General features: G+C 41.0%; 16 protein-coding genes and 3 tRNA genes. 11 read left to right on the top strand and 8 right to left on the bottom strand.

Annotation, left to right across the window (positions count from 1 at the left end; genetic code table 11):
* Window positions 1–93: 93 nt before the first annotated feature.
* The 3 genes from P3L37_RS18160 to P3L37_RS18150 all read right to left on the bottom strand — a co-directional run bounded on the left by P3L37_RS18160 (window position 94) and on the right by P3L37_RS18150 (window position 3,770).
* Complete coding sequence (locus P3L37_RS18160; protein WP_004907367.1) at window positions 94–1,446, bottom strand: APC family permease; 1,353 nt, start codon at window positions 1,444–1,446, stop codon at window positions 94–96.
* Window positions 1,447–2,249: 803 nt separating this feature from the next.
* Window positions 2,250–3,143, bottom strand: coding sequence for an EamA family transporter RarD (rarD, locus tag P3L37_RS18155; protein ID WP_109912148.1), 894 nt, complete (start codon window positions 3,141–3,143; stop codon window positions 2,250–2,252).
* A gap of 156 nt (window positions 3,144–3,299) precedes the next feature.
* Window positions 3,300–3,770 (bottom strand): thioesterase family protein, encoded by a 471-nt coding sequence (locus tag P3L37_RS18150; RefSeq protein ID WP_004907373.1) that lies wholly within the window; start codon window positions 3,768–3,770, stop codon window positions 3,300–3,302.
* Between the two features lie 154 nt (window positions 3,771–3,924).
* Here P3L37_RS18150 and pldA point away from each other — a divergent pair, with 154 nt between their 5' ends.
* From pldA to P3L37_RS18125, 5 genes are all read left to right on the top strand, one after another.
* On the top strand, window positions 3,925–4,818 hold the full coding sequence (pldA, locus tag P3L37_RS18145; RefSeq protein ID WP_004907375.1) for a phospholipase A: 894 nt from the start codon (window positions 3,925–3,927) through the stop codon (window positions 4,816–4,818).
* 110 nt (window positions 4,819–4,928) lie between these two features.
* Entirely contained in the window at window positions 4,929–6,755 is a 1,827-nt protein-coding gene (gene recQ / locus P3L37_RS18140) for an ATP-dependent DNA helicase RecQ (protein ID WP_110731580.1), read from the top strand.
* Between the two features lie 20 nt (window positions 6,756–6,775).
* Window positions 6,776–7,771, top strand: coding sequence for a lysophospholipase L2 (gene pldB, locus P3L37_RS18135; RefSeq protein WP_004907380.1), 996 nt, complete (start codon window positions 6,776–6,778; stop codon window positions 7,769–7,771).
* A 13-nt stretch (window positions 7,772–7,784) separates the two neighbouring features.
* A complete protein-coding gene (gene yigL, locus P3L37_RS18130) occupies window positions 7,785–8,597 on the top strand; it encodes a sugar/pyridoxal phosphate phosphatase YigL (protein ID WP_004907381.1) in 813 nt (270 codons plus the stop codon).
* Window positions 8,598–8,853: 256 nt separating this feature from the next.
* Window positions 8,854–9,657: a tetratricopeptide repeat protein gene (locus P3L37_RS18125; protein ID WP_109912146.1), complete on the top strand. Its 804-nt coding sequence runs from the start codon at window positions 8,854–8,856 to the stop codon at window positions 9,655–9,657.
* A 3-nt stretch (window positions 9,658–9,660) separates the two neighbouring features.
* On the opposite strand, the gene P3L37_RS18120 is transcribed toward P3L37_RS18125, so the two are convergent.
* The 4 genes from P3L37_RS18120 to rsgA form a co-directional block, all read right to left on the bottom strand.
* Window positions 9,661–9,999, bottom strand: coding sequence for a hypothetical protein (locus P3L37_RS18120; RefSeq protein WP_004907384.1), 339 nt, complete (start codon window positions 9,997–9,999; stop codon window positions 9,661–9,663).
* A gap of 8 nt (window positions 10,000–10,007) precedes the next feature.
* Window positions 10,008–13,349, bottom strand: a complete 3,342-nt coding sequence (gene mscM / locus P3L37_RS18115; RefSeq protein WP_109912145.1) for a miniconductance mechanosensitive channel MscM — start codon at window positions 13,347–13,349, stop codon at window positions 10,008–10,010.
* A 33-nt stretch (window positions 13,350–13,382) separates the two neighbouring features.
* Window positions 13,383–14,279: an archaetidylserine decarboxylase gene (asd, locus tag P3L37_RS18110; protein ID WP_004907387.1), complete on the bottom strand. Its 897-nt coding sequence runs from the start codon at window positions 14,277–14,279 to the stop codon at window positions 13,383–13,385.
* 156 nt (window positions 14,280–14,435) lie between these two features.
* Entirely contained in the window at window positions 14,436–15,488 is a 1,053-nt protein-coding gene (rsgA, locus tag P3L37_RS18105; protein WP_109912144.1) for a small ribosomal subunit biogenesis GTPase RsgA, read from the bottom strand.
* Between the two features lie 110 nt (window positions 15,489–15,598).
* Between rsgA and orn the strand changes: the two genes are divergently transcribed.
* The 4 genes from orn to P3L37_RS18085 all read left to right on the top strand — a co-directional run bounded on the left by orn (window position 15,599) and on the right by P3L37_RS18085 (window position 16,715).
* The gene (orn, locus tag P3L37_RS18100; RefSeq protein WP_110731581.1) at window positions 15,599–16,144 is read left to right on the top strand and encodes an oligoribonuclease; all 546 of its coding nucleotides are present in this window, start codon (window positions 15,599–15,601) and stop codon (window positions 16,142–16,144) included.
* Window positions 16,145–16,408: 264 nt separating this feature from the next.
* A tRNA-Gly gene (locus tag P3L37_RS18095) sits at window positions 16,409–16,484 on the top strand.
* Between the two features lie 40 nt (window positions 16,485–16,524).
* Window positions 16,525–16,600: transfer RNA gene (locus P3L37_RS18090), tRNA-Gly, on the top strand.
* A 39-nt stretch (window positions 16,601–16,639) separates the two neighbouring features.
* A tRNA-Gly gene (locus tag P3L37_RS18085) sits at window positions 16,640–16,715 on the top strand.
* A gap of 686 nt (window positions 16,716–17,401) precedes the next feature.
* Here the strand turns inward: P3L37_RS18085 and queG are convergent.
* Entirely contained in the window at window positions 17,402–18,583 is a 1,182-nt protein-coding gene (gene queG / locus P3L37_RS18080) for a tRNA epoxyqueuosine(34) reductase QueG (protein ID WP_110731582.1), read from the bottom strand.
* Window positions 18,584–18,870: 287 nt separating this feature from the next.
* On the opposite strand from queG, the gene tsaE reads away from it, so the two are divergent.
* Entirely contained in the window at window positions 18,871–19,335 is a 465-nt protein-coding gene (gene tsaE / locus P3L37_RS18075; protein WP_004907392.1) for a tRNA (adenosine(37)-N6)-threonylcarbamoyltransferase complex ATPase subunit type 1 TsaE, read from the top strand.
* Window positions 19,336–19,349: 14 nt separating this feature from the next.
* Window positions 19,350–20,636 (top strand): N-acetylmuramoyl-L-alanine amidase AmiB, encoded by a 1,287-nt coding sequence (gene amiB, locus P3L37_RS18070; RefSeq protein ID WP_109912141.1) that lies wholly within the window; start codon window positions 19,350–19,352, stop codon window positions 20,634–20,636.

Here is a 20,636-nt window from a genome sequence, read left to right as displayed (position 1 = left end):
GTCTGTATCAGTGGTGCTTTGGTGGCACCAACGCTAAAAAAACAACGGGGAAGGCAAGTGCTCCCCCGTAATCATTTATAAGACTTGAAATGCTTAGTTAATAATCATTTCAGTTTCATCGTCAGAGATTGCAGGTGGACGACGAGTAAAACCATGGGTCAGAAGTGCTAAGTAAATTGCACCTGCAGCTAACCACCATAAACCCACTTTAAAGGCTTCGCTATCAAGACTTGTCCATAACCATAATGTTAGGATAACACCAATAGAAGGCATAATCAGGCAAGTGATAATTTTTGTATTATCCAGTGGTGCTTTACGGTCAATATAAAAATGTTTAATGACCGATAAATTCACAAAAGTGAACGCAATTAAGGCACCAAAACTGATCATTGAAGCGACCATGCTGAGCGAAAGCACTAATGAAAGCAGTGATGCTAGCGCAACAAAAATAATCGAGTAAATCGGTGTATTGAGCCTTGGATGTAGATAAGCAAACAGCGAACGAGGTAATACACCTTCACGACCCATCGCATAGAAAATGCGTACAATACTGGCTTGTGAGGTCATTGCTGAGGCAAATACACCAATAACATAAGCGGTGATAAAGCTAGATGCCATCATCGCTCCACCAACTTGTTTCATTACCGCAAGGCTAGCAATATCGGTATTAGGAATAAAATCTTGCCACATCGGATAAACCAGATGCGCACCATAGGAAATGATGACAAACAGCGTACCTGCGATAAACACGGTGTATAAAATCGCTTTTGGTAGCGCACTACGTGCATCTTTGGTTTCTTCTGCCATGGTGGAGATCGCATCAAAGCCAAGGAAGGCTAAGCAAAGTACCGCTGCGCCTGCAAATAACCCTGATACTTGTTCTGACATGACCGTAATCGGCGCCAATAAAGCGTCCGTATCCAATACAAATGAAGTTTTAAAACTCAAGTATAGGAACACGGCAATAAATACAAATTGCATTAAAATGATTAGCATATTCATTGAGGAAACTAATTTAATTCCCAAAATATTCATGATGCTAACAATTGTAATTGTGCTGCAAATAATGACGTACATTGGGATATCGGGGAACGCTTCGTGAACAAAGATCCCAATCGCAATGTAGTTAATAATAGGTAGAAAGAGGTAATCGAGCAGTTGTGCCCAACCCACTAAAAACCCGAGTGTGCCGCCAAAGGTTTTTTGCACGTATGAATAAGCAGATCCTGAAAGCGGAAGTGCGCTTGTCATGCGGCAATAGCTCATGGCAGTGAAAAAGACGGCAGCTAATGTAATTAAATAAGCGACAGGCAGATGGCCTTCACTTAATACAGTTACTTGTCCATAGGTGGTGAAAATTCCGAGTGGTACCATATAAGCCAGCCCGAAAAAAACTAACGCAGGTGTGGTCAGTACGCGTTTCATTTGAACGGTATTCTGTTGCATTTTTAAGCCCTTCCCAAAAGCCCTTAAACAACGTTAACTCTGTCTGAATGCACAGGCCGAGTGAACCTAAAATGCAGCCGTACTCGTCATACTTCGAATCACAACGTCGTTGGCTTTGCTCGCTCGCACTAGTCACATACTTTTGTATGCTCCTAGCTACTCTTTTGCTTGCCGCCTAGTTGTATTTTCGAATTATTTAGAGTCGTAACGCTACATGATTGTATTAAATTAAATTTTAGAACCGGCTGTATTCAATTTCAGAAAACCTCGCACCAGGACATTTTTAAAATGAAATGTCATCGTGCGCACTTTAATGAAACGTCAGTGATGAATCGGACCATCACCATCCGCTGGGGTGAATACAAGCGGCGTACAATATAATTACCAAGTCCCTATTAAGCAATCATTAATTGAAAAAAATAAACAACTACTTTTATTTCAAAGAGTTGTTTGATGGATATGTTTATTAATTGAAGTGGATTTAAGATAAATTAAATAATAGCCATTATGGATAGAAAATCAAGGTGAATTTTTTTCGTTTAACTTATTGATTTTATATGGTTAAATTTATTTTTCTCAATGGGTATTATAGATAAGAACAACGAGATTTGATTTAAGCTTAATTTATTATGAGGCAGGCAAAGAATTGGCTATAAAATTAAATAGCCTATTTGCATTAATTAAACTTACTATTCAAGTTCCATATAATGAAACACCGACTTCGTTTAAAATATAAAACGAGAGTCGGCATTTAATATTAACGCTATTTATCGGTCATCTGAGTTTCTGAAAACCGTTATCCGTTATTTTCTTCTCAGTTTTTGCTGGGTATATAAAGCATCTAATGTAAATAAAATTAATGCAACCCAGATAAAGCCAAAGGTGACTAACAATTCAGGTGTCATCACTTCACCGTACATAAACACGGCGAGTAAGAACATAATACTTGGCCCCATATATTGGAAAAAGCCTAGAGTTGACAGCCTTAAGTGGTTAGCTGCCTCTGTAAATAGTAACAGTGGCACAGTTGTAATTACCCCTGCGGCAACTAGCAGTGCATTTAAATGCCAATCATTCATTGCCATATCGCTAGTTGGACTATCTGCAAAAAATAATAAGAAGATAATACCGACAGGAAGTAGCCAAAGTGTTTCGAATGTCATCCCTGTTTGTGCATCGACACCTAATTTTTTACGTAATAAACCGTAGGTAGCAAATGTAACGGCCAAACTTAGACCAATCACAGGCACTGAGCCGAATTGCCAAAGCTGGATCAATACACCCGTTAGTGCAAGACTAACAGCAATCCACTGCATACGGCGAAAACGTTCTTGTAAAAATAGCATTCCAAACAGTACGTTAACTAGTGGGTTAATAAAGTAACCTAAGCTAGCTTGTAGCATATAACCATTATTAACTGCCCAAATATAAATTAACCAGTTACATGCAATTGTCGTTGCCGTCACCCCAAGAACTAATATTTTCTTTGGTTGCTTCAGTACTTGGCGGACATAACTCCAATGGCGTGAAACGGTTAATAATAAAATCATAAAGAAAAATGACCAAATAATACGATGAGTCAGGATTTCTTCTGCGGGCACTTCTTGGATACTTTTAAAATAAATAGGTGCGACACCCCAAATAAAATAGGCGCCTAAGGCACATAACACGCCTTTGGTAGTATTTTGCTGGCTCATTGTTGGCTCTGAAATTGAATTAAAGACTAAAAAGATACTTATACAGAGAGACCGAGCCGATTTAAGCAGCTCGATTTTTGATACCACTAATGTGACATTGCTCAGGTTTTTTTACAAGTTATTAGTTTAGTAGGTGACTAATTATTTGTATCTATTTTATCCCACCAGGTAAGTTGCCGTTGCTGTCGCAATATGCTGATTGTTTTCATTATGAAGTTCGCAGCGTGTAACGGCTATTTTATTACCATCTCTTAATAAGCTGGCACTGGCGGTAAAAAGTTGGCCTCGACCAGGGCGTAAATAATCAACTCGTAGGTCGATTGTTCCCATGCGAGACATTTTGTCGACAATCTCAGTATGAGTTAATGGATTAATGCGCTGCAAAATACGGTTAATACACACCATGCCTCCTGCAACATCTAAAACCGAAGCGATCACACCGCCATGTAAAATGTTCTGAGTGAAATTACCAATTAATTGCTGACGATTTTCAACGGTAAGCTGAACAAAATCATCATTTAGACTCATTAACTTAATCCCAAGTAATTGGTTAAATGGCATTTTATAAATAAATGCATGGCTCATTAACTCACTGGCTTCTTCTAAAGTATAAGTACGGTCATTCATCGTTTTCATCCTTTAAAAATATGTAAATAATAAGTTAACATTACGTGTAAATTATGTCTCTAACAAACGAATGAATAATCTTTCAACAGTTATTCAGTTTTGTGTGTAAAATAGGACAAACTTTTTTTGGACGATGTTGAAATAGGAATGACTAATGCGCGCTTTACCGATTTTGTTAAGTGCAGTGCTCAGCTTTTGGTCTGCTTCACTGTTTGCGACTGAAAATACAAGTATTCAGCCTGAACAAGATGTCAAAAATACCCTACCAATACGTGGAAGCATCATTTCAGGATTACTACAACACCATGATAATCCATTTGTATTGTATCCGTATGAATCGAATTACATCATTTATACCTATACCTCCTCGATGAATAAAAAAGCGATTTCTAGCTATAATTGGGGCGATGATGCGTTAAAGGATGAAGTTAAATTTCAACTAAGTTTAGCTTTTCCATTATGGGCCGGTATTGCTGGTGATGATTCCATTTTAGCCGTTTCTTATACTCAACGTTCTTGGTGGCAGTTAAGCAATAAAAAAGAATCTTCACCATTTAGAGAAACCAACTATGAGCCTCAGGTGTTTGTTGGCTGGCTAACTGACTACCAATTTGCGGGTTGGACGTTACGTGAGATTGAAACGGGCTTTAACCACGAGTCAAATGGGCGCTCAGAACCGACCTCTCGCAGCTGGAACCGTGTATATGCGAGGGCAATGGCGCAAAATGGTAATTGGCAAGTTGACCTTAAACCTTGGTACCGCATTCATGAAAGTGAAGGGCGTGATGATAATTCTGATATTACCAAATACATGGGCTACTATCGCTTAAAGGTAGGATATGCATTGGGAGATAGCGTATTTACTACGACTGGACGCTATAACTGGAATACCGGTTACGGTGGTGCAGAGTTGGGGTGGAGTTATCCAATTAGTAAACATGTGCGTTTTTATACCCAGTTGTTTAGCGGATATGGTGAGTCGATGATAGACTACAATTATCGCCAAACCCGTTTTGGTATCGGTGTTATGCTAAACGATATGTTGTAATGGAAGAAAAACTCAGTGCTCTATTCAGTTCTGAGTGAAATACCAAGTCATAAATCAACAACTTCGCTGCTCAATTGGGCAGCGGCTTGTTTTATCGATTGAGGAAGTTTGTGTCCACAGCTTGCGTCATTAACCAACTTTCATTGGCTGAACATGTGCTTAATAGTACATTTGGTTATCAGTCATTTCGCCCCGGGCAAGATGCTGTCATTGGGGCCATTTTAGATAACCGTGATTGCTTAGTGTTAATGCCAACAGGGGGCGGTAAATCCCTTTGCTACCAGGTCCCTGCTTTAGTTAAAGAGGGGGTCACACTGGTCGTTTCGCCATTAATATCATTAATGAAAGACCAAGTTGACCAATTAAGGTTACATGGGGTTAATGCGGCATGTTTAAATTCATCACAAACGTCACAAGAACAGCGTCAAATCATGGAGCTGTGCAGTCAGGGGGAAATAAAATTACTTTATGTTGCCCCTGAACGGCTATTAACTGATTATTTCCTAAGCCAATTAGCAGGGTGGAATATCACTTTGCTAGCCGTGGATGAAGCCCACTGTATTTCTCAATGGGGACACGATTTTCGCCCTGAATATCGTGCGCTAGGCCAATTACGGCAATCATTACCTAATGTACCCGTGATGGCGTTAACCGCAACTGCAGATGAAACCACACGTGCAGACATTATTCGCTTATTGGAGCTACATGAGCCATTAGTTCATGTGAGTAGCTTTGATAGGCCAAATATTCGTTATACCTTAGTCGAAAAATATAAACCGTTAGATCAACTTTGGTTTTTTATTAAAGGCCAAAAAGGAAAAGCGGGTATTGTTTATTGTAACAGTCGCAGTAAGGTTGAAGAAACGACAGAGCGCTTGCAAAAACGAGGCCTAAGCGTTGCAGCATACCATGCAGGGTTAGAGGCTGCTCAACGGGAGTGGGTACAAGACGCATTTCTAAAAGATAATCTGCAAGTTGTCGTGGCGACAGTGGCTTTTGGGATGGGAATTAATAAATCAAACGTTCGGTTTGTTGCTCATTTCGATATTCCACGTAATATCGAAGCGTATTATCAAGAAACAGGGCGAGCAGGGCGTGACGGTGTTGAGGCCGAAGCCATTTTATTTTATGACCCGGCCGATATGGCATGGTTACGTCGTTGCCTTGAGGAAAAACCTGCAGGTATGCAGCAAGATATCGAACGGCATAAGCTGAATGCCATCGCGGCTTTTGCTGAAGCACAAACCTGCCGTCGTTTGGTGTTACTCAATTATTTTGGCGAAAATCGTCAGCAGCCTTGTGGTAACTGTGATATTTGCTTAGACCCGCCAAAACAGTACGATGGGTTAGTGGATGCGCAAAAAGCGCTATCCTGTATTTATCGTGTTGGTCAGCGGTTTGGTATCGGCTATATTGTAGAGGTATTGCGTGGTGCTAATAATCAACGTATCCGTGATTTAGGCCATGACAAACTGCCTGTTTACGGTATCGGTAAAGAACAAAGTAATGAACATTGGGTTAGTGTGATTCGCCAATTGATCCATTTAGGTATGATCACTCAGAATATTACGCATTTTTCAGCGCTTCAATTAACTGAGGCTGCACGGCCTATATTACGGGGTGAAGCGGCACTAAAACTAGCAGTTCCGCGTGTTTTAGTGGTAAAAAGCCGTAATCAACAAAACAAAATTTATCATGGCAATTATGATAAAAAATTATTTGCGAAACTGCGTAAATTACGTAAGTCCATTGCAGATGAAGAAAATATTCCACCATTTGTCGTGTTTAATGATGCAACATTAATTGAAATGGCTGAGCACACTCCAACTTCACCAGCCGAATTATTGTTAATTAATGGTGTTGGCGAGCGTAAACTCGAACGTTTTGGAGTGGCATTTATGGCACTTATCCAAGACCATCTTGAAGGTTATGAATGAATAAATAAGGAAACTGCAGGATGACGCCTGAAAACCTAAAAGAGAGTTGGCTGAATCGAGAAACTCAATTTTCTGCTTTTACAAATGGCCCGCTTTTAGATTTCTGGCAACATCGAGAAGAATCTCAATTTATGGGAGTTGATGATATTCCCATTCACTATGTCCGTTTTATTCATCCAAAGCACCATAAAGCGATAGTCATTTCACCGGGGCGTAGTGAAAGCTATGTGAAGTACCCTGAAGTGGCTTATGATTTTTATCATTTAGGCTATGATGTTTTTATTATTGATCACCGTGGTCAAGGGCGATCAGGGCGCATGTTAGCTGATCCTCAAAAAGGCCATGTTGAAAAATTCACTGATTACATTGACGATTTTGAAAAGTTCATTGAGCTTGAGGTTAAATATCGGCATTACCCAAAATGTTATGCATTAGCACATTCAATGGGAAGTGCTATTTTAGCAGGGTATTTGTTGCGAGATAACGTCACATTTGATGCCGCAACCTTATGTGCACCGATGATTGGTATTAATTTACCCATGCCTCGTTGGATGGCGAGCTTTATTGTTGATAGAGCGGAATCGCGCGAAAGCGTTCGTAATGATTACGCGGCCTCTACTGGGAAATGGCAGCCATTACCTTATTTAATCAATGTATTAACACACAGCTCGGAGCGTTATCGGCGCTACTTACGTTATTATGCCGATTATCCTGAATTACGCTTGGGTGGGCCAACTTATCATTGGCTACGTGAAAGTTTTGTGATTGGCGATGAGCTAATTGCGAAAGCGGGAGAAATTGATGTGCCACTGATGGTGTTGGAAGCCAGTGAAGAAAAAGTGGTCAGCAATAAAGAGCTACAAGCTTTTTGTCAAAGCCGACAAAAAGCGCAAATAGGACGAGAAGAAAAATTACCTCTCATTATTGAAGGGGCACACCATGAAATCCTATTTGAAGTGGATGCATTAAGAGCGATGGCGCTCAATGCTATCTGTGATTTTTTTGAGCAGTATTAGTTAGGGTTTGAATATGAAATATCCTGTAGTTGCTTCCGATTTGGATGGGACACTGTTATCTCCCAATCATGACTTAACGTCTTATACAAAAGACACTTTGAAACAGCTAGTAACTTCGCAAGATGTGCATTTTGTGTTTGCAACAGGCCGTCACCATGTGGATGTTGCTCAAATCCGTGATGGTTTAGGTATCGATGCGTATATGATCACGTCTAATGGTGCGCGGATCCATAATACCCGTGGTGACTTAATTTTTGAGCACAATGTTGCCCCTCAAATTGCTCATGAGCTGTGTTTAATGGAATTTGATAACCCTGAGCTTGTCACTAATTACTACCATGGTGATGATTGGTTTATCAACCGTGAAAGCCCTGAACAAAAAGAATTTTTTAAAGAATCGGTATTTAACTACCAGTTGTTTGACCGCCACAATTTTGTCACCTCTGAGGTCTGTAAAGTTTACTACACCAGTGAAGATCATGATTTGCTGGTGGATTTACAACGCCGTATTCAAGCTCGCTGGCAAGATAGAGTGAATGTAACGTTTTCACTGCGTAGCTGTTTAGAAGTTATGGCTGGTACTGTTTCTAAAGGGGAAGCTTTGAAGCAAGTAGCTGCTCTACATGGCTATACACCGAGTGATAGCATTGCGTTTGGTGATGGTATGAATGACAAAGAAATGCTGACGATGGCCGGAAAAGGCTGCATCATGCAAAATGCACATCAGTTGCTAAAAGATGCGTTACCACACATGGAAGTCATTGGCTCGAATAGTGATGATGCTGTTGCTCGTTATCTGAGAAATAAATACCTTAATAACGCATAATTCATTTTGTTATTTGAAATAGAGAAACCAGATAGGCAATATGTTTATCTGGTTTTTTATTATCGCAATTAGACTAGAAACGTAAGTTCCCACAGCGAAAATACAGCGAAACGTGCTTTTTGTGAAATTTAGGTCACTTTTCCTATTTTTTCTGACAAAAAGTAAATTTAAACTAGGGGGATGAGTGTTTAGGTCGATATTAATGGATAGCACTGTTTTCACAGGTTGCATATTGCACTGTTGAGGGTTCCTTAGGATGAAAAGAATTGCGTTAGTACTGTTGTTAGGCTCGATTTGTTTTAGTTCCGTTTTAACTGCTAAACCTACCACTGCGCCAGCATCGGCAACAGTAGCACAAGAGCCCTCGATTGAACAAATTACGCAGTTAGCGCAAAAAGGTGACCCTAAAGCCCAATTCCAGCTAGGTGAGCGTTATTTTAAAGGGTTAGGTGTTTCTCAAGATTCTAAAGCTGCGGCTGAGTGGTTCATCAAGGCAGGAAACCAAGGGAATTCAGATGCGCAATTCCGCCTTGGCACGATGTTCGTAAATGGTTTTGGTGTGCGTCGTGATTATGACAAAGCGATGCTGTGGTACGAACAAGCCGCTGCTCAAGGTGATACCCGAGCTGAAACAAACATGGCGATGATGTACGCGCAAGGCTTAGGTGTTACTCAAAACCTAGAAAAAGCGGCATTTTGGTTTAGAAAAGCTGCGCAGGGCGGGAATATACTGGCTCAATTCCAGATAGGCCAAATGTACTCGATTGGTAGTGGTGTTGATTTAGATGATGAGAAGGCGGTCTTCTGGTTTAGAAAAGCCGCGAAACAAAAAGATGCTAAGTCTCAAGACCGCTTAGGTGTCATGTACTCTGAAGGACGTGGCGTGAAGAAAAACTTGCAGCAAGCCTACGCATGGCTTGCAACTGCGGTTTACAGTGGTAACGCAGAAAGTCATCGTCTACAGAATAAGATTGCGGAGCAGTTAAGTCCTGAAGAATTACAGCAGGCACAAAAATTAGCGGAAGGTTATATTAAATCGTATGGTTTTAAAGCCAGCTAACGATTAAGCAGATGTGTGGGATACGATTTTGTATCCCACCAGTATGACAACCGATAATACAAGATAGCACCAAGAAAGCCGATAAAAACGGTTATTTCCCCAGCCTCGACGAATGGCAAGCTGCTGCTGTTTCGATGATAGCTTGCCACAAAGTACACGAAACCCGACGATATAAACCGCACAATACACTTGCCAAAGATATAGCGTATTAAATGCAAAAGCTTTCCCAACAATTAATAAGATAATTAATGGAATCAAAAAGAATAAAATCGACCCAACACGTTCAAGTTGGGCGATCCTCAAGATCACTAATTCGTCTTTTTCATCTAATTGTAATGGCATAATACGGCTTACAGTTCCCCAGATTTACGGCTTGGATTACGTCCTGAAAGATTGTTTGTCGCACTTTGCAGAGAGTTATCACGGACATCCACCCTTGCTTGGAATGGTGGGAATGGCAAGGTAATCCCTTGTTCAGCAAAGGATACTAGGATGTTTTGATGTATTTCATGGCGCGCAGGTAACCGGTGGCCCATTTCTGCGGCATAGACACGTAATTCAAAAATCTGAATACCTTGTTGTAAATCAACAAGATACACTTCAGGTGCCGGGTTGTCTAAAATCATCGTAGAGCGTTGAGCTGCACGTAAAATAGTATCTGTCACTAATTCACTATTGGCATCAGAAGGTGCAGGAATCGTCATGACAATACGTGTGATCGTGTCAGAAAGTGACCAGTTAATAAATTGTTCAGTAATAAATGCCTTATTTGGCACAATAATTTCTTTTCTGTCCCAATCTGTTAGCGTGGTTGCACGGGTATTGATCTTGGTAATACTGCCGGTCAAGTTACGGATAGTTACTGTATCTCCAATCCGGATCGGTTTTTCAAATAAGATCATCAACCCTGAGATAATATTAGCGAAGATTTCTTGTAAGCCAAAACCAAGCCCGACCCCCATCGCCGCTACAAGCCATTGTAGTTTTGACCACTCAATCCCTAACATAGAGAAGCCAACAATGGTCCCGATAATAGTAATCGTATACTTGGTTAGTGTGCTGATAGCGTAACCGGTACCTGGCGTTAAATCCAAATGTTGGAGTACTGCCAGCTCAAGTAAAGCGGGTAAGTTACGAACTAATTGGGCAGTAACGATAATAGTCAAAATAGCAATGAAAATAGAGCCCATGGTGATAGGTTGTACCGTATCAACGCCATTAACCGTTGAGGTCACATCCCATAAGCGAATATTTTCAAGGAAAGAGAATGCAGTATGTAGCTCAGACCATAGCCAAATTAATGAAACCAAGGCAATCATGGTTAAAATCGAACGAACTAACCCCACAGATTGGGTGCTAATGGTATCCAAGTCGATAACCTGTTCTTCGATATCAATATTTCCTTCGCTACTGGCGTTTGCTTGCTGGCTATCGTCTTCACCTTTAGCACGTTGCGCCAATATCTCAGCACGGCGTTGTTTCGCACGCTCGAAGGCTAATTTACGGCGCTGCATCGACATCCAACGGCGAATAGTATGATAAACGATAAGGATGACAAACCAAATGGCGACAGAAGTTTCTAAACGTGCAAGCAGGGCCTGTGAGGTTGAGAAATAACCTAAAATGGAGAAGAACCCAGCAACAATAGGTGCGAGTAATATCATCCACCACAAGGCCTTATTAACGATATTCTCACCGGACCCATGTCTATCTAAATAGAGAGGGATTTGTGAACGACGCAAGTTGTTGGTAATTAAGCTAAGTGCGACACATAAAAAGATAAAACAGAAACGACCAATACTGGCTGCAAATTCCCTATCGCTATAATGTTCAAAGGTAATAATTGCCATCACTAATGGAACGATGACAAAAATCGCCATTCGGTAATAACGCATCGCACGTTTAACGGAATCTTTGTCCCAACCGAAGTGAGAAATAAATAGCCCGGTTGGACGAGAAAAGGTTTCGCTGATCATAAACAGCCACAATAAAGGTGTCGTCGCACTGACACCATAACCTATCGCCGCGGCCATGGGGTATTGCCATGCACTTTGTAAGCCATAGCCGATGGCAGACCACATCATAGGTAGAGGAAGAGCAACAATAATTGACCAGAAAATAGTTCGAATGGTTAAGTAGAACCGGTCTTGTGTCACCTTACCAATACGTAAACTGGAACGGTCAAGAAATGCTTGGTAGTGCTTACGCGTGCTAATACTGAAAATGACTAATGCTATCGAACCAAGAAGATACAAAAAGGTATCTTGAGTTGTCAGCATAACGTTCAGTGCACCAGCAAGTTGGGACAAGGTATCCAGTGAAAGTAATTGAGTAATATCAGTTACTAACATGACAGGATAGCTGATGCTTATTGGTGGAACATCTGCGACCCAGAAAAGATAACGGTTGGAAGCATCTTTGACTTCTTTTAATGCATCGGTTAATTGCCCAGTAGCGACATTAAGCTTCGTTAGCTCTAACATTTCAGCATCGAGGCCTGAAATTAAAGAGGTCAGTAGCTCTCGGCGGGTTTTAATTAATGACTGATAAACTTGCACTTGAGCTGCATTAAGCTCATGCTCGGTTTCTTGCTCGGTTGTATCTACTTTACCTAATCTATCGAGGCTATCTTCATAATTTAAGCGTTGTACACGTAAATCAGCCATTTCACGATCAAGTTGTTGGCTTTTGGGGATATCAGGCAAACGAGAAAGCTGTGTTCTGAGAGCTTCCCCTAATGTACTTGAACTGCTGATCCACTGAGCTTGCTCGCGAATAGTTGTGAGTGCTTGGCGAGCATCACGGATACTGGTTGAAATTTCTGCTTGGCTATTGGTGATAGCGCTCATGCGCTGTGCCTGAGCGGTTAATTCCTGAGACATTTTGCGGTTAATATCAAGCTGCTCAGTTAAAAATGGCGTTAGTTCCCCTTGTGCGGCCAACATTTCCGTGTGTTCTAACGCTAAAATTGCTTTTTGTTGGCGTTGGGTATTTTGGAAATCACGTAGGTTTTGTAACTCAAGTTCCATACGTTGATAGCGTTTTTTGTATAATTCCAACGTAAGGCGTGAGATTTCTTGGCGGTTATTGGCAGAAAGCTGCGCCATTTCCAGTTCATTAACCGTTGACTTGCGAGCACTTACTTCGGCTTGAGCCAATGTATACTGGGCATCGGCTAATGGCGTTGACGGTGTACTCAGAGACTGAAAGCGCGAAGTGGCTTCAGTGAGTAAACGTCTGGCTTCAGAAAGCTGTTGTGGCAGAATATTTAATGATTCACTGATTTCGCGGCCTTTATCTTGCTCTTGCTGAGTTAAGCGGCTTTGATCGAGTAATTGGCTGCTAAGCTGAATAATACGTTGTTCAAGTTCACCTAAGCTGATACCCACTGGTATTGGGGCCGGCTCATCACTTTCATTAAGAATTTTTTGTCTTATTTCTTTGATAATTCTAGGAAAGTTATCAATGGCTTCTTGATAAGATTTGGCTTTTGCATCGGACTCTCGTGTTTCACTCATCCAATTCAAAGCACCCTGTAATGCTTGTGCTATCTCTGCATCTTTGGGGTTGGTGCTTGACTCAAGTTGTTTGAGCTCCTGCTTAATCTGTGCTTCATCCTGCGCTGCAGTTGGTGCTGCAACGGAAGAGAAAACGATTAACAGACTAAGAAAAAAACTGATAATCACACGCACAGTGAGGAGCTCCTTCAAGAGATAATAATTTAACTAAACGTCGATGGATTCTTCTGTCACTGTATTTGCAACAGTTTCAGCGAGTAATTCGCCCATGCGAGTTGCATAACCGGGGATTAGTGATGAATTAAATGTCACTTTGTTAGGTTCAAATAAATTAATCACTGTTGAACCCAATTTAAACAGTCCCATTTCCTCACCTTTTTTCAAGAAAACAGCCCCTTCAGAGTCTAACTCAGGGTAAACCCAACGCTTAATGACGCCTTCACGAGAGGAGTTAACGCAACCGCTCCATACGGTTTCAATACTACCAACGATGGTTGCACCGACGAGGATCTGTACCATTAGGCCGACAGGGGTGTCAAAGACACAAATCAAGCGTTCATTACGTGCAAATAGATTGGGAACATTTTGTGCCGTCAACGGATTTACAGAGAATAAATCGCCAGGAACGTAAATCATCTCTTTGAGCAAACCGTCACACGGCATGTGTACACGGTGATAGTCACTCGGGGAGAGGTAAGTGGTAATAAAGTCACCACCACGAAAACGTTCCGCTAATTGGTATTGGCCTGCAAGTAACGCTTCCACTGTGTAATTATGGCCTTTAGCTTGGAAGATAAGGTCATCATTAATCGGGCCTAATTGGCTAACTGCACCGTCAGCAGGTTGAGCAAGTTGGTGCTCTTTTTCGACAATCGGGCGTGCGCCTTCTTTTAGCAGACGGATAAAGAAATCATTAAAAGTGGCATAAGCAGTAAGTTCGCTTTTTTGCGCTTCATTCATGTTGACTTTATAGGCTTTTGCGAACAGTTTAATTGCCCATTGTGTCATGAAACCCGCATTGCGGCTTGCAAACCAGCCTGCAAATTCAGTAAGACATTGTTTTGGAAGCATATATTGCAAGCGAATTTTAATTTTATCTAGCACGTTAACCTCTGATTTTTAAAGGTATGTTAGCAAAAGGGCGGCTATTGTACACAGTTTACTCATCATATTTCAAACGGTCGCGTAACAGGCTAACCGTAATTAAATTATTTAGAGCTGTCTTAGCGTTAGGGAGTTAATTGTAAGCACTCACTAACATTATTTATCTTTTGCCGTAAAATTGCCACGAGGTTTGATTTGTTCCATGCTTTCTAAAATGCGATGGTAGTTTTCAAAACGTGATTCAGCAATTTTATTTGCTTCTACGGCTTCACGTAACAGACAACCTGGATCATCTAAATGTTTACAGTCACGGAATTTACAGCCACCAAGGTAATCTTTAAATTCGACAAATCCTTTGGTCACTTGTTCCGTTGTTAAATGCCATAAACCAAATTCGCGCACACCAGGGGAGTCAATCACATCGCCGCCCAACGGGAAGTGGTATAAACGAGCTGTTGTTGTTGTATGTTGCCCTAGCCCTGAGTTGTCTGAAACCTCATTGACTAAAATCATTTCTTCATTGTGAGGGAGTAATGCATTTAATAAACTTGATTTGCCCACACCAGACTGCCCAACAAATACTGAAACTTTACCTGCTAGCGCGTTAGTAAGTGCTTCCATGCCTTCGTTGGTATGGCTTGAAACTTCGAGAACTTGATAGCCAATATTGCTATAAATCGTCATTAAATCGCTTACCCACTCACGGTTTTCGTCGTCGAGTAGGTCGACTTTATTGAGAACGATAACAGGCTTAATCCCTGTGGTTTCGCAGGCAACTAAATAGCGGTCAATAATATTCAGCGAAAGCTCAGGTAAAATAGCGGAAACTACGACAATTTGGTCAATATTAGCAGCAATCGGTTTTAAGCCATCATAATAATCGGGACGAGTTAGAACAGAACGGCGTTCATGAACAGCTTCGACGATGCCATTTACTTTGATATCGCTCTGTGTGTTCAAGGCTGGCCGCCACACCACGTTATCCCCTGTTACGAGGGATGAAATAGTTCTACGCAAGTTACAGCGCTGGATAGTCCCGTCACTTGCTTGAATGTCAGCATGTTGCCCAAAACGGCTAATGACTAAGCCTTCTTGTGCTTCACCTAATTGGCTATCATCAATTTCAACTGTTTTTTGCTTTTTAAGTCTTTTTTGATGATTTTCTTGAACTCGGCGCTGTTGGCCTTTCGAAAGTTTCTGTTTAGCCACCTGTCCTCTCTTTACTATGGGCTGTATTTTAGGGGTTACTCACGCCTGTCACTGAAGGCATGAAGAGTGCTATCATACCTTAACTTCATAGAATGCAGTTAGGGTATATCATGCAAAAGAATGAGAATAATTTAATTTGGATCGATTTAGAAATGACGGGGCTCGATCCTGTTCGTGATCGTATTATTGAAATAGCGACTATTGTAACAGATAGCCATCTTAATATTTTAGCAGAAGGCCCTGTAATTGCAGTTCATCAAACGAATGAACAACTTGCTTTAATGGATGAGTGGAATGTAAGCACTCACACCAATAGTGGTTTAGTTGAACGTGTGCGCAAAAGTACCGTGAGTGAGCGTGAAGCTGAGCTAGCCACCATTGAGTTTTTAGAAAAATGGGTTCCCCAAGGGGCATCACCGATTTGTGGGAATAGTGTTGGGCAAGACAGGCGTTTTCTATTTAACTACATGCCTGAATTAGAACGCTATTTTCATTATCGTTATCTTGATGTTAGTACACTTAAAGAACTTGCACGTCGCTGGAAACCTGAAATTTTAGCAGGGTTTTCGAAGAAAAATACCCACCAAGCTCTTGATGATATTCGTGAATCGGTCGCTGAACTGGCTTATTATCGGGAAACATTTATTAAAGAATAAATGATTCGTTATGAAAGTCGCCATTGGCGACTTTCATTCGCGGTTTTTTCTCAATAAGTTAACAATGTTAACGTATTGAAATCAGTTTATTACAACGGGTGTTGATAAAATCACCATTGTGATTGAATTGTCAGCAAACGAATAAAAAAATAAAAATTTTGAGCGCAAGGGCTTGCTAGTATCTGAATTTTTCGTATAATGCGCTCCCCGTACCGATGAAGTTTTTGTTATTGAGTCGGCACGTGAAACATCCAGAAATGTGATGCGGGAATAGCTCAGTTGGTAGAGCACGACCTTGCCAAGGTCGGGGTCGCGAGTTCGAGTCTCGTTTCCCGCTCCAAATTTTCTTGATGTTTTAGCTAGAACACTATTTTCGTGATGCGGGAATAGCTCAGTTGGTAGAGCACGACCTTGCCAAGGTCGGGGTCGCGAGTTCGAGTCTCGTTTCCCGCTCCAAACTTTCTTAGTGTTTTAGTTAGATAGTACCCACCAAATGCGGGAATAGCTCAGTTGGTAGAGCACGACCTTGCCAAGGTCGGGGTCGCGAGTTCGAGTCTCGTTTCCCGCTCCAATATTTTCTTTATCTCTTAACTTTTCTTCTTAATTAAATCTCACATAATATTCATTTAACTTAATTTTATTTAAGTAAAATCACTTAGTGCATATGAACTGCGTTTGTTCACTGTTTTTATCCCTTGAACACTGGGATCTAAAAGGGTTTCGCGATCTTTTTTGGATCATATCCAGATTTGTGCTTGCATTCATTTTCAGGGCGCCATAGAATAGCCACCCCTTAGCAATAGGGTGTTTTACTTCCATCTCTAAGATGAAAACATGAAGTTTAAATAATAAACAAAAATATGCTTTTTTATTTACTTCGAGTGTTTTTTCATTTTAATCTTACTTTTTGGTCACTTTTGTATTGCTAGTTAACGTAAAATCAGTGTTTTTCTTTTCAACGCGACATTAGAAAGTTATCCACAGCTAACTCAATCAATCTGAGTTTTTATTGCGATTTGAAATAACTTATTACACAGAGTTATCCACAGGCTAATTAACAAATTCCTGCTGTGCTATTTAATTCTAGCGTTTAAGTTGTATTATTATAACTTGTTGATTTTATTGGTCTGTGAATTATTTTGTCAAAATGAGGCTAGCACAGCTTGCAAATTCTTTACCTATTGTCAGGTAAGCATTTTTTATTTTATTCACATCAATTTGACAATTCTTCATTCCGGATATATAGCAGGCTTTTTTCTAGGCGTCTCTCGGTAAACCTTTGTTAATAGCGCGTACAAGGCGTTTTTGCTGTGAAGTTTGAATTGTGACTTGGTTTGCATCGCGTCGGTTAAGCTGTTGTTGTATAGACCATTGGAAGTGCTCATCTAGCATTTCGTTGATCCCCAATCTATTTTGTAAAGCCAGTACAATACGGTCTTGATAAGGTGCATTACCTAGTGCCACACTGATATTTCGCAGCCACTTAATATAACCAATGCGGCGGATTGCAGAGCCTTCGGTCACCTTTAAAAAGGTTTTTTCATCCCATGAGAACAAGTCAAGTAGCTCTGGTGTATGTAAGTCCTTTCTTGGACTAAAATCATCTTCATCAGTAAGCTGGGAAAAACGGTTCCACGGGCAAATGAGCTGGCAGTCATCGCAACCATAGATCCGATTTCCCATGAGTGGACGAAATTCTTCTGGGATAGCACTATCTAGCTCGATTGTGAGATAAGAAATACAGCGTCTTGCATCGACGGTGTAAGGTTCAACAATCGCACCTGTTGGGCAGGTTGTCATACAAGCAACACAGCGACCACAATCTTCTTCGACAGGTTTATCAACAGGAACGGGTAAGTTAATCAATAACTCACCGAGAAAAAACCAAGATCCTGCTTCACGATTTAAGACTAATGAATGTTTCCCTGTCCATCCTAAACCTGCTTTAACTGCAAGAGGGCGTTCTAAGATTGGAGCGGAATCGACAAAAGGTCGAAAATTAAGATCATCGCTACTGGTGCCATCGGGCAGTATCACTCCGTTAAATTCACGACAATAGTCTAAAATACGATCTGAAAGTTGTTTTAGGCGTTTTTTTAATAGCTTGTGGTAGTCTCGTCCTAGGGCATAACGGCTGATATAACCTAATTCGGGGTTATTTAATGTACTGGCAAATGCGGCTTTGGCGGGCAAGTAATTCATACGCACACTAATGACACGTAACGTGCCTGGGTGCAGTTCGTGTGGTCTGGCTCGCATCATTCCATGGCGGCTCATCCATTCCATCTCGCCATGAAATTGTTTGTCTAGCCATGCTTGTAATTTGGGCTCTTCCGCAGAAAGGTCAGTATCGCAGATCCCTACTTGTTGGAAACCTGCTTCAATGCCCCATTGTTTAATATTCTGAGCGAGAAGATCGAGATCGAGGTATCTTGCCATCAGATCCTATCTTGATAAAGATTAAAACGGCAGGCACTCTATCATGACCTGCGTTGTTCATCAAAATGCATGAAAAATACCGTCAATATTGAGAACAATTATAGGATATTTCTGAACTCATCATTCAAGCAATGTTAATTAAGAAAAAAGCCCCATCTTAGGTTAATATAAGCGGTAATATTGATGTTTGTTGATATCTCTTTATGCATTTTGATCAGCAATATAAACTATGCATTTAAAGGATAAACAGGCGACACCGCCTATTAATGACATAATAAAAGAACAATATGAAAGAATGTACAATACAACTTGCCAATGAAGCGCAAACTGTTGCGTTAGGTAATGCTATCGCTAAGGCTTGCCATCAAAGCACTGTGATTCACTTATACGGTGATCTTGGTGCAGGGAAAACCACCTTTAGCCGAGGTTTCTTACAAGCGCTAGGTCATCAAGGCCATGTAAAAAGTCCAACTTACACATTGGTTGAACCCTATGAATTAGCAGATCGTCAAGTTTTCCACTTTGATCTCTATCGGTTAGCCGATCCTGAAGAACTTGAATTTATGGGAATTCGTGACTATTTTTCTGGAAATTCGATCTGTTTGGTCGAATGGCCGCAACAAGGTAAAGGTTTTTTACCTGAAGCGGATCTTGAGCTCCATCTGACCTATCAAGGCGAAGGGCGTCAGGCTCACTTTGTTGCTTTTTCTGCCAATGGGGAGTCGTTGTTAGAAGCATTACCCCTACTCTAAGGAAGCTATTGCTCATGTTGAATGCATCAATGCACAGAATAACAAAAAAGGGTTTTTTTACTGTTTTCGTCTTGTTTATGGTATCCGTTATGTGGCTGTTTGCTGCAAAAACACAAGCGGCAACATTATCGAATATTCAAGTTAACAATAGTCCATCACAAGCAGAAGTGGTACTAAGCTTTGTTGATGGTAAGCCTGATTACTCCTATTTCCCATTGCATTCACCTGAGCGCCTTGTTGTTGATATCAAACAGCGAGGCGAGATTATTGGCCTACCGCTTAAAGTTCCCGCAGGGGATCTTGTAAAACTAGTACGGGCAAGCCAACCTTCTGATAATCAACACAAACGCTTAGTTTTAGAGCTATCTCGTGCAGCTAAAACGAAAGCAGTACTTAAACAAGTTTCAGGTGAATATCAGTTGGTATTAATGATATCGACGGGAAATTCATCCGGTTCTACTTCCTTTAATCAAACCAATAATACGATTAAAGCAGCGGCAAATAGCGCTCAAGATAAACCATTGAAGATGAATAATCCTGCACCTGTTGCTACGCCAACACCGACTAAATATAAAAATATGCCGAAGGGCAGCAAGCAGGTAGTTATTGCGATTGATGCAGGGCACGGTGGAAAAGACCCTGGTGCGATTGGTAAGAATGGTTATAAAGAAAAGGATGTGACTCTTAGTGTTGCACGTAAGTTATACCAACGTCTTGAAGCCGACCCAATGTTTAAACCTGCGATGACACGTGATGGAGACTATTTTATTTCCGTTAGTGGCCGTTCTGATGTGGCACGTAAGAAAGGGGCTAATATGTTGGTGTCAATTCACGCAGATTCGGCTCCGAATAGCAGTGCACGAGGAGCATCAGTGTGGGTATTGTCTAATCGACGTGCAAACAGTGAGCTGGGTAGTTGGCTCGAACAACGTGAAAAACAATCTGAATTATTAGGTGGGGCGGGTGATGCGCTTAGTGGTGCGGACCCTTATTTAAGCCAAGCTGTTTTAGATCTACAATTCGGCCATTCTCAGCGTGTGGGGTACGATGTTGCGGTTAAAGTGATCGAACAGCTGCGAAAAGTGGGTAATATTCATAAAAGAACACCTGAGCATGCAAGTTTAGGTGTATTGCGCTCCCCAGATATCCCATCGATTTTAGTCGAAACTGGTTTTATTAGTAATACGGCAGAAGAACAGTTGCTAAAATCTAATGAATTCCAAGACAAAGTCGCAGAAGCTATCCATTTAGGATTACGTCAATATTTCTTGGCGAATCCAATACAAGCGGCACCACAATAA

The organism is Providencia sp. PROV114 (genome assembly GCF_032704305.1).
In the GTDB taxonomy this organism is placed as follows: Bacteria; Pseudomonadota; Gammaproteobacteria; order Enterobacterales; family Enterobacteriaceae; genus Providencia; species Providencia rettgeri.
This window is presented reverse-complemented; position numbering and strand designations above follow the sequence as displayed.

Coding starts and splice junctions, on each gene's coding strand:
- pldB (WP_004907380.1), top strand. CDS start 6,776: ATGACGCCTGAAAACCTAAAAGAGAGTTGGCTGAATCGAGAAACTCAA.
- queG (WP_110731582.1), bottom strand. CDS start 18,583: ATGGCAAGATACCTCGATCTCGATCTTCTCGCTCAGAATATTAAACAA.
- orn (WP_110731581.1), top strand. CDS start 15,599: ATGCAAAAGAATGAGAATAATTTAATTTGGATCGATTTAGAAATGACG.
- P3L37_RS18150 (WP_004907373.1), bottom strand. CDS start 3,770: ATGAATGACCGTACTTATACTTTAGAAGAAGCCAGTGAGTTAATGAGC.
- pldA (WP_004907375.1), top strand. CDS start 3,925: ATGCGCGCTTTACCGATTTTGTTAAGTGCAGTGCTCAGCTTTTGGTCT.
- P3L37_RS18160 (WP_004907367.1), bottom strand. CDS start 1,446: ATGCAACAGAATACCGTTCAAATGAAACGCGTACTGACCACACCTGCG.
- rarD (WP_109912148.1), bottom strand. CDS start 3,143: ATGAGCCAGCAAAATACTACCAAAGGCGTGTTATGTGCCTTAGGCGCC.
- amiB (WP_109912141.1), top strand. CDS start 19,350: ATGTTGAATGCATCAATGCACAGAATAACAAAAAAGGGTTTTTTTACT.
- tsaE (WP_004907392.1), top strand. CDS start 18,871: ATGAAAGAATGTACAATACAACTTGCCAATGAAGCGCAAACTGTTGCG.
- P3L37_RS18125 (WP_109912146.1), top strand. CDS start 8,854: ATGAAAAGAATTGCGTTAGTACTGTTGTTAGGCTCGATTTGTTTTAGT.
- P3L37_RS18120 (WP_004907384.1), bottom strand. CDS start 9,999: ATGCCATTACAATTAGATGAAAAAGACGAATTAGTGATCTTGAGGATC.
- yigL (WP_004907381.1), top strand. CDS start 7,785: ATGAAATATCCTGTAGTTGCTTCCGATTTGGATGGGACACTGTTATCT.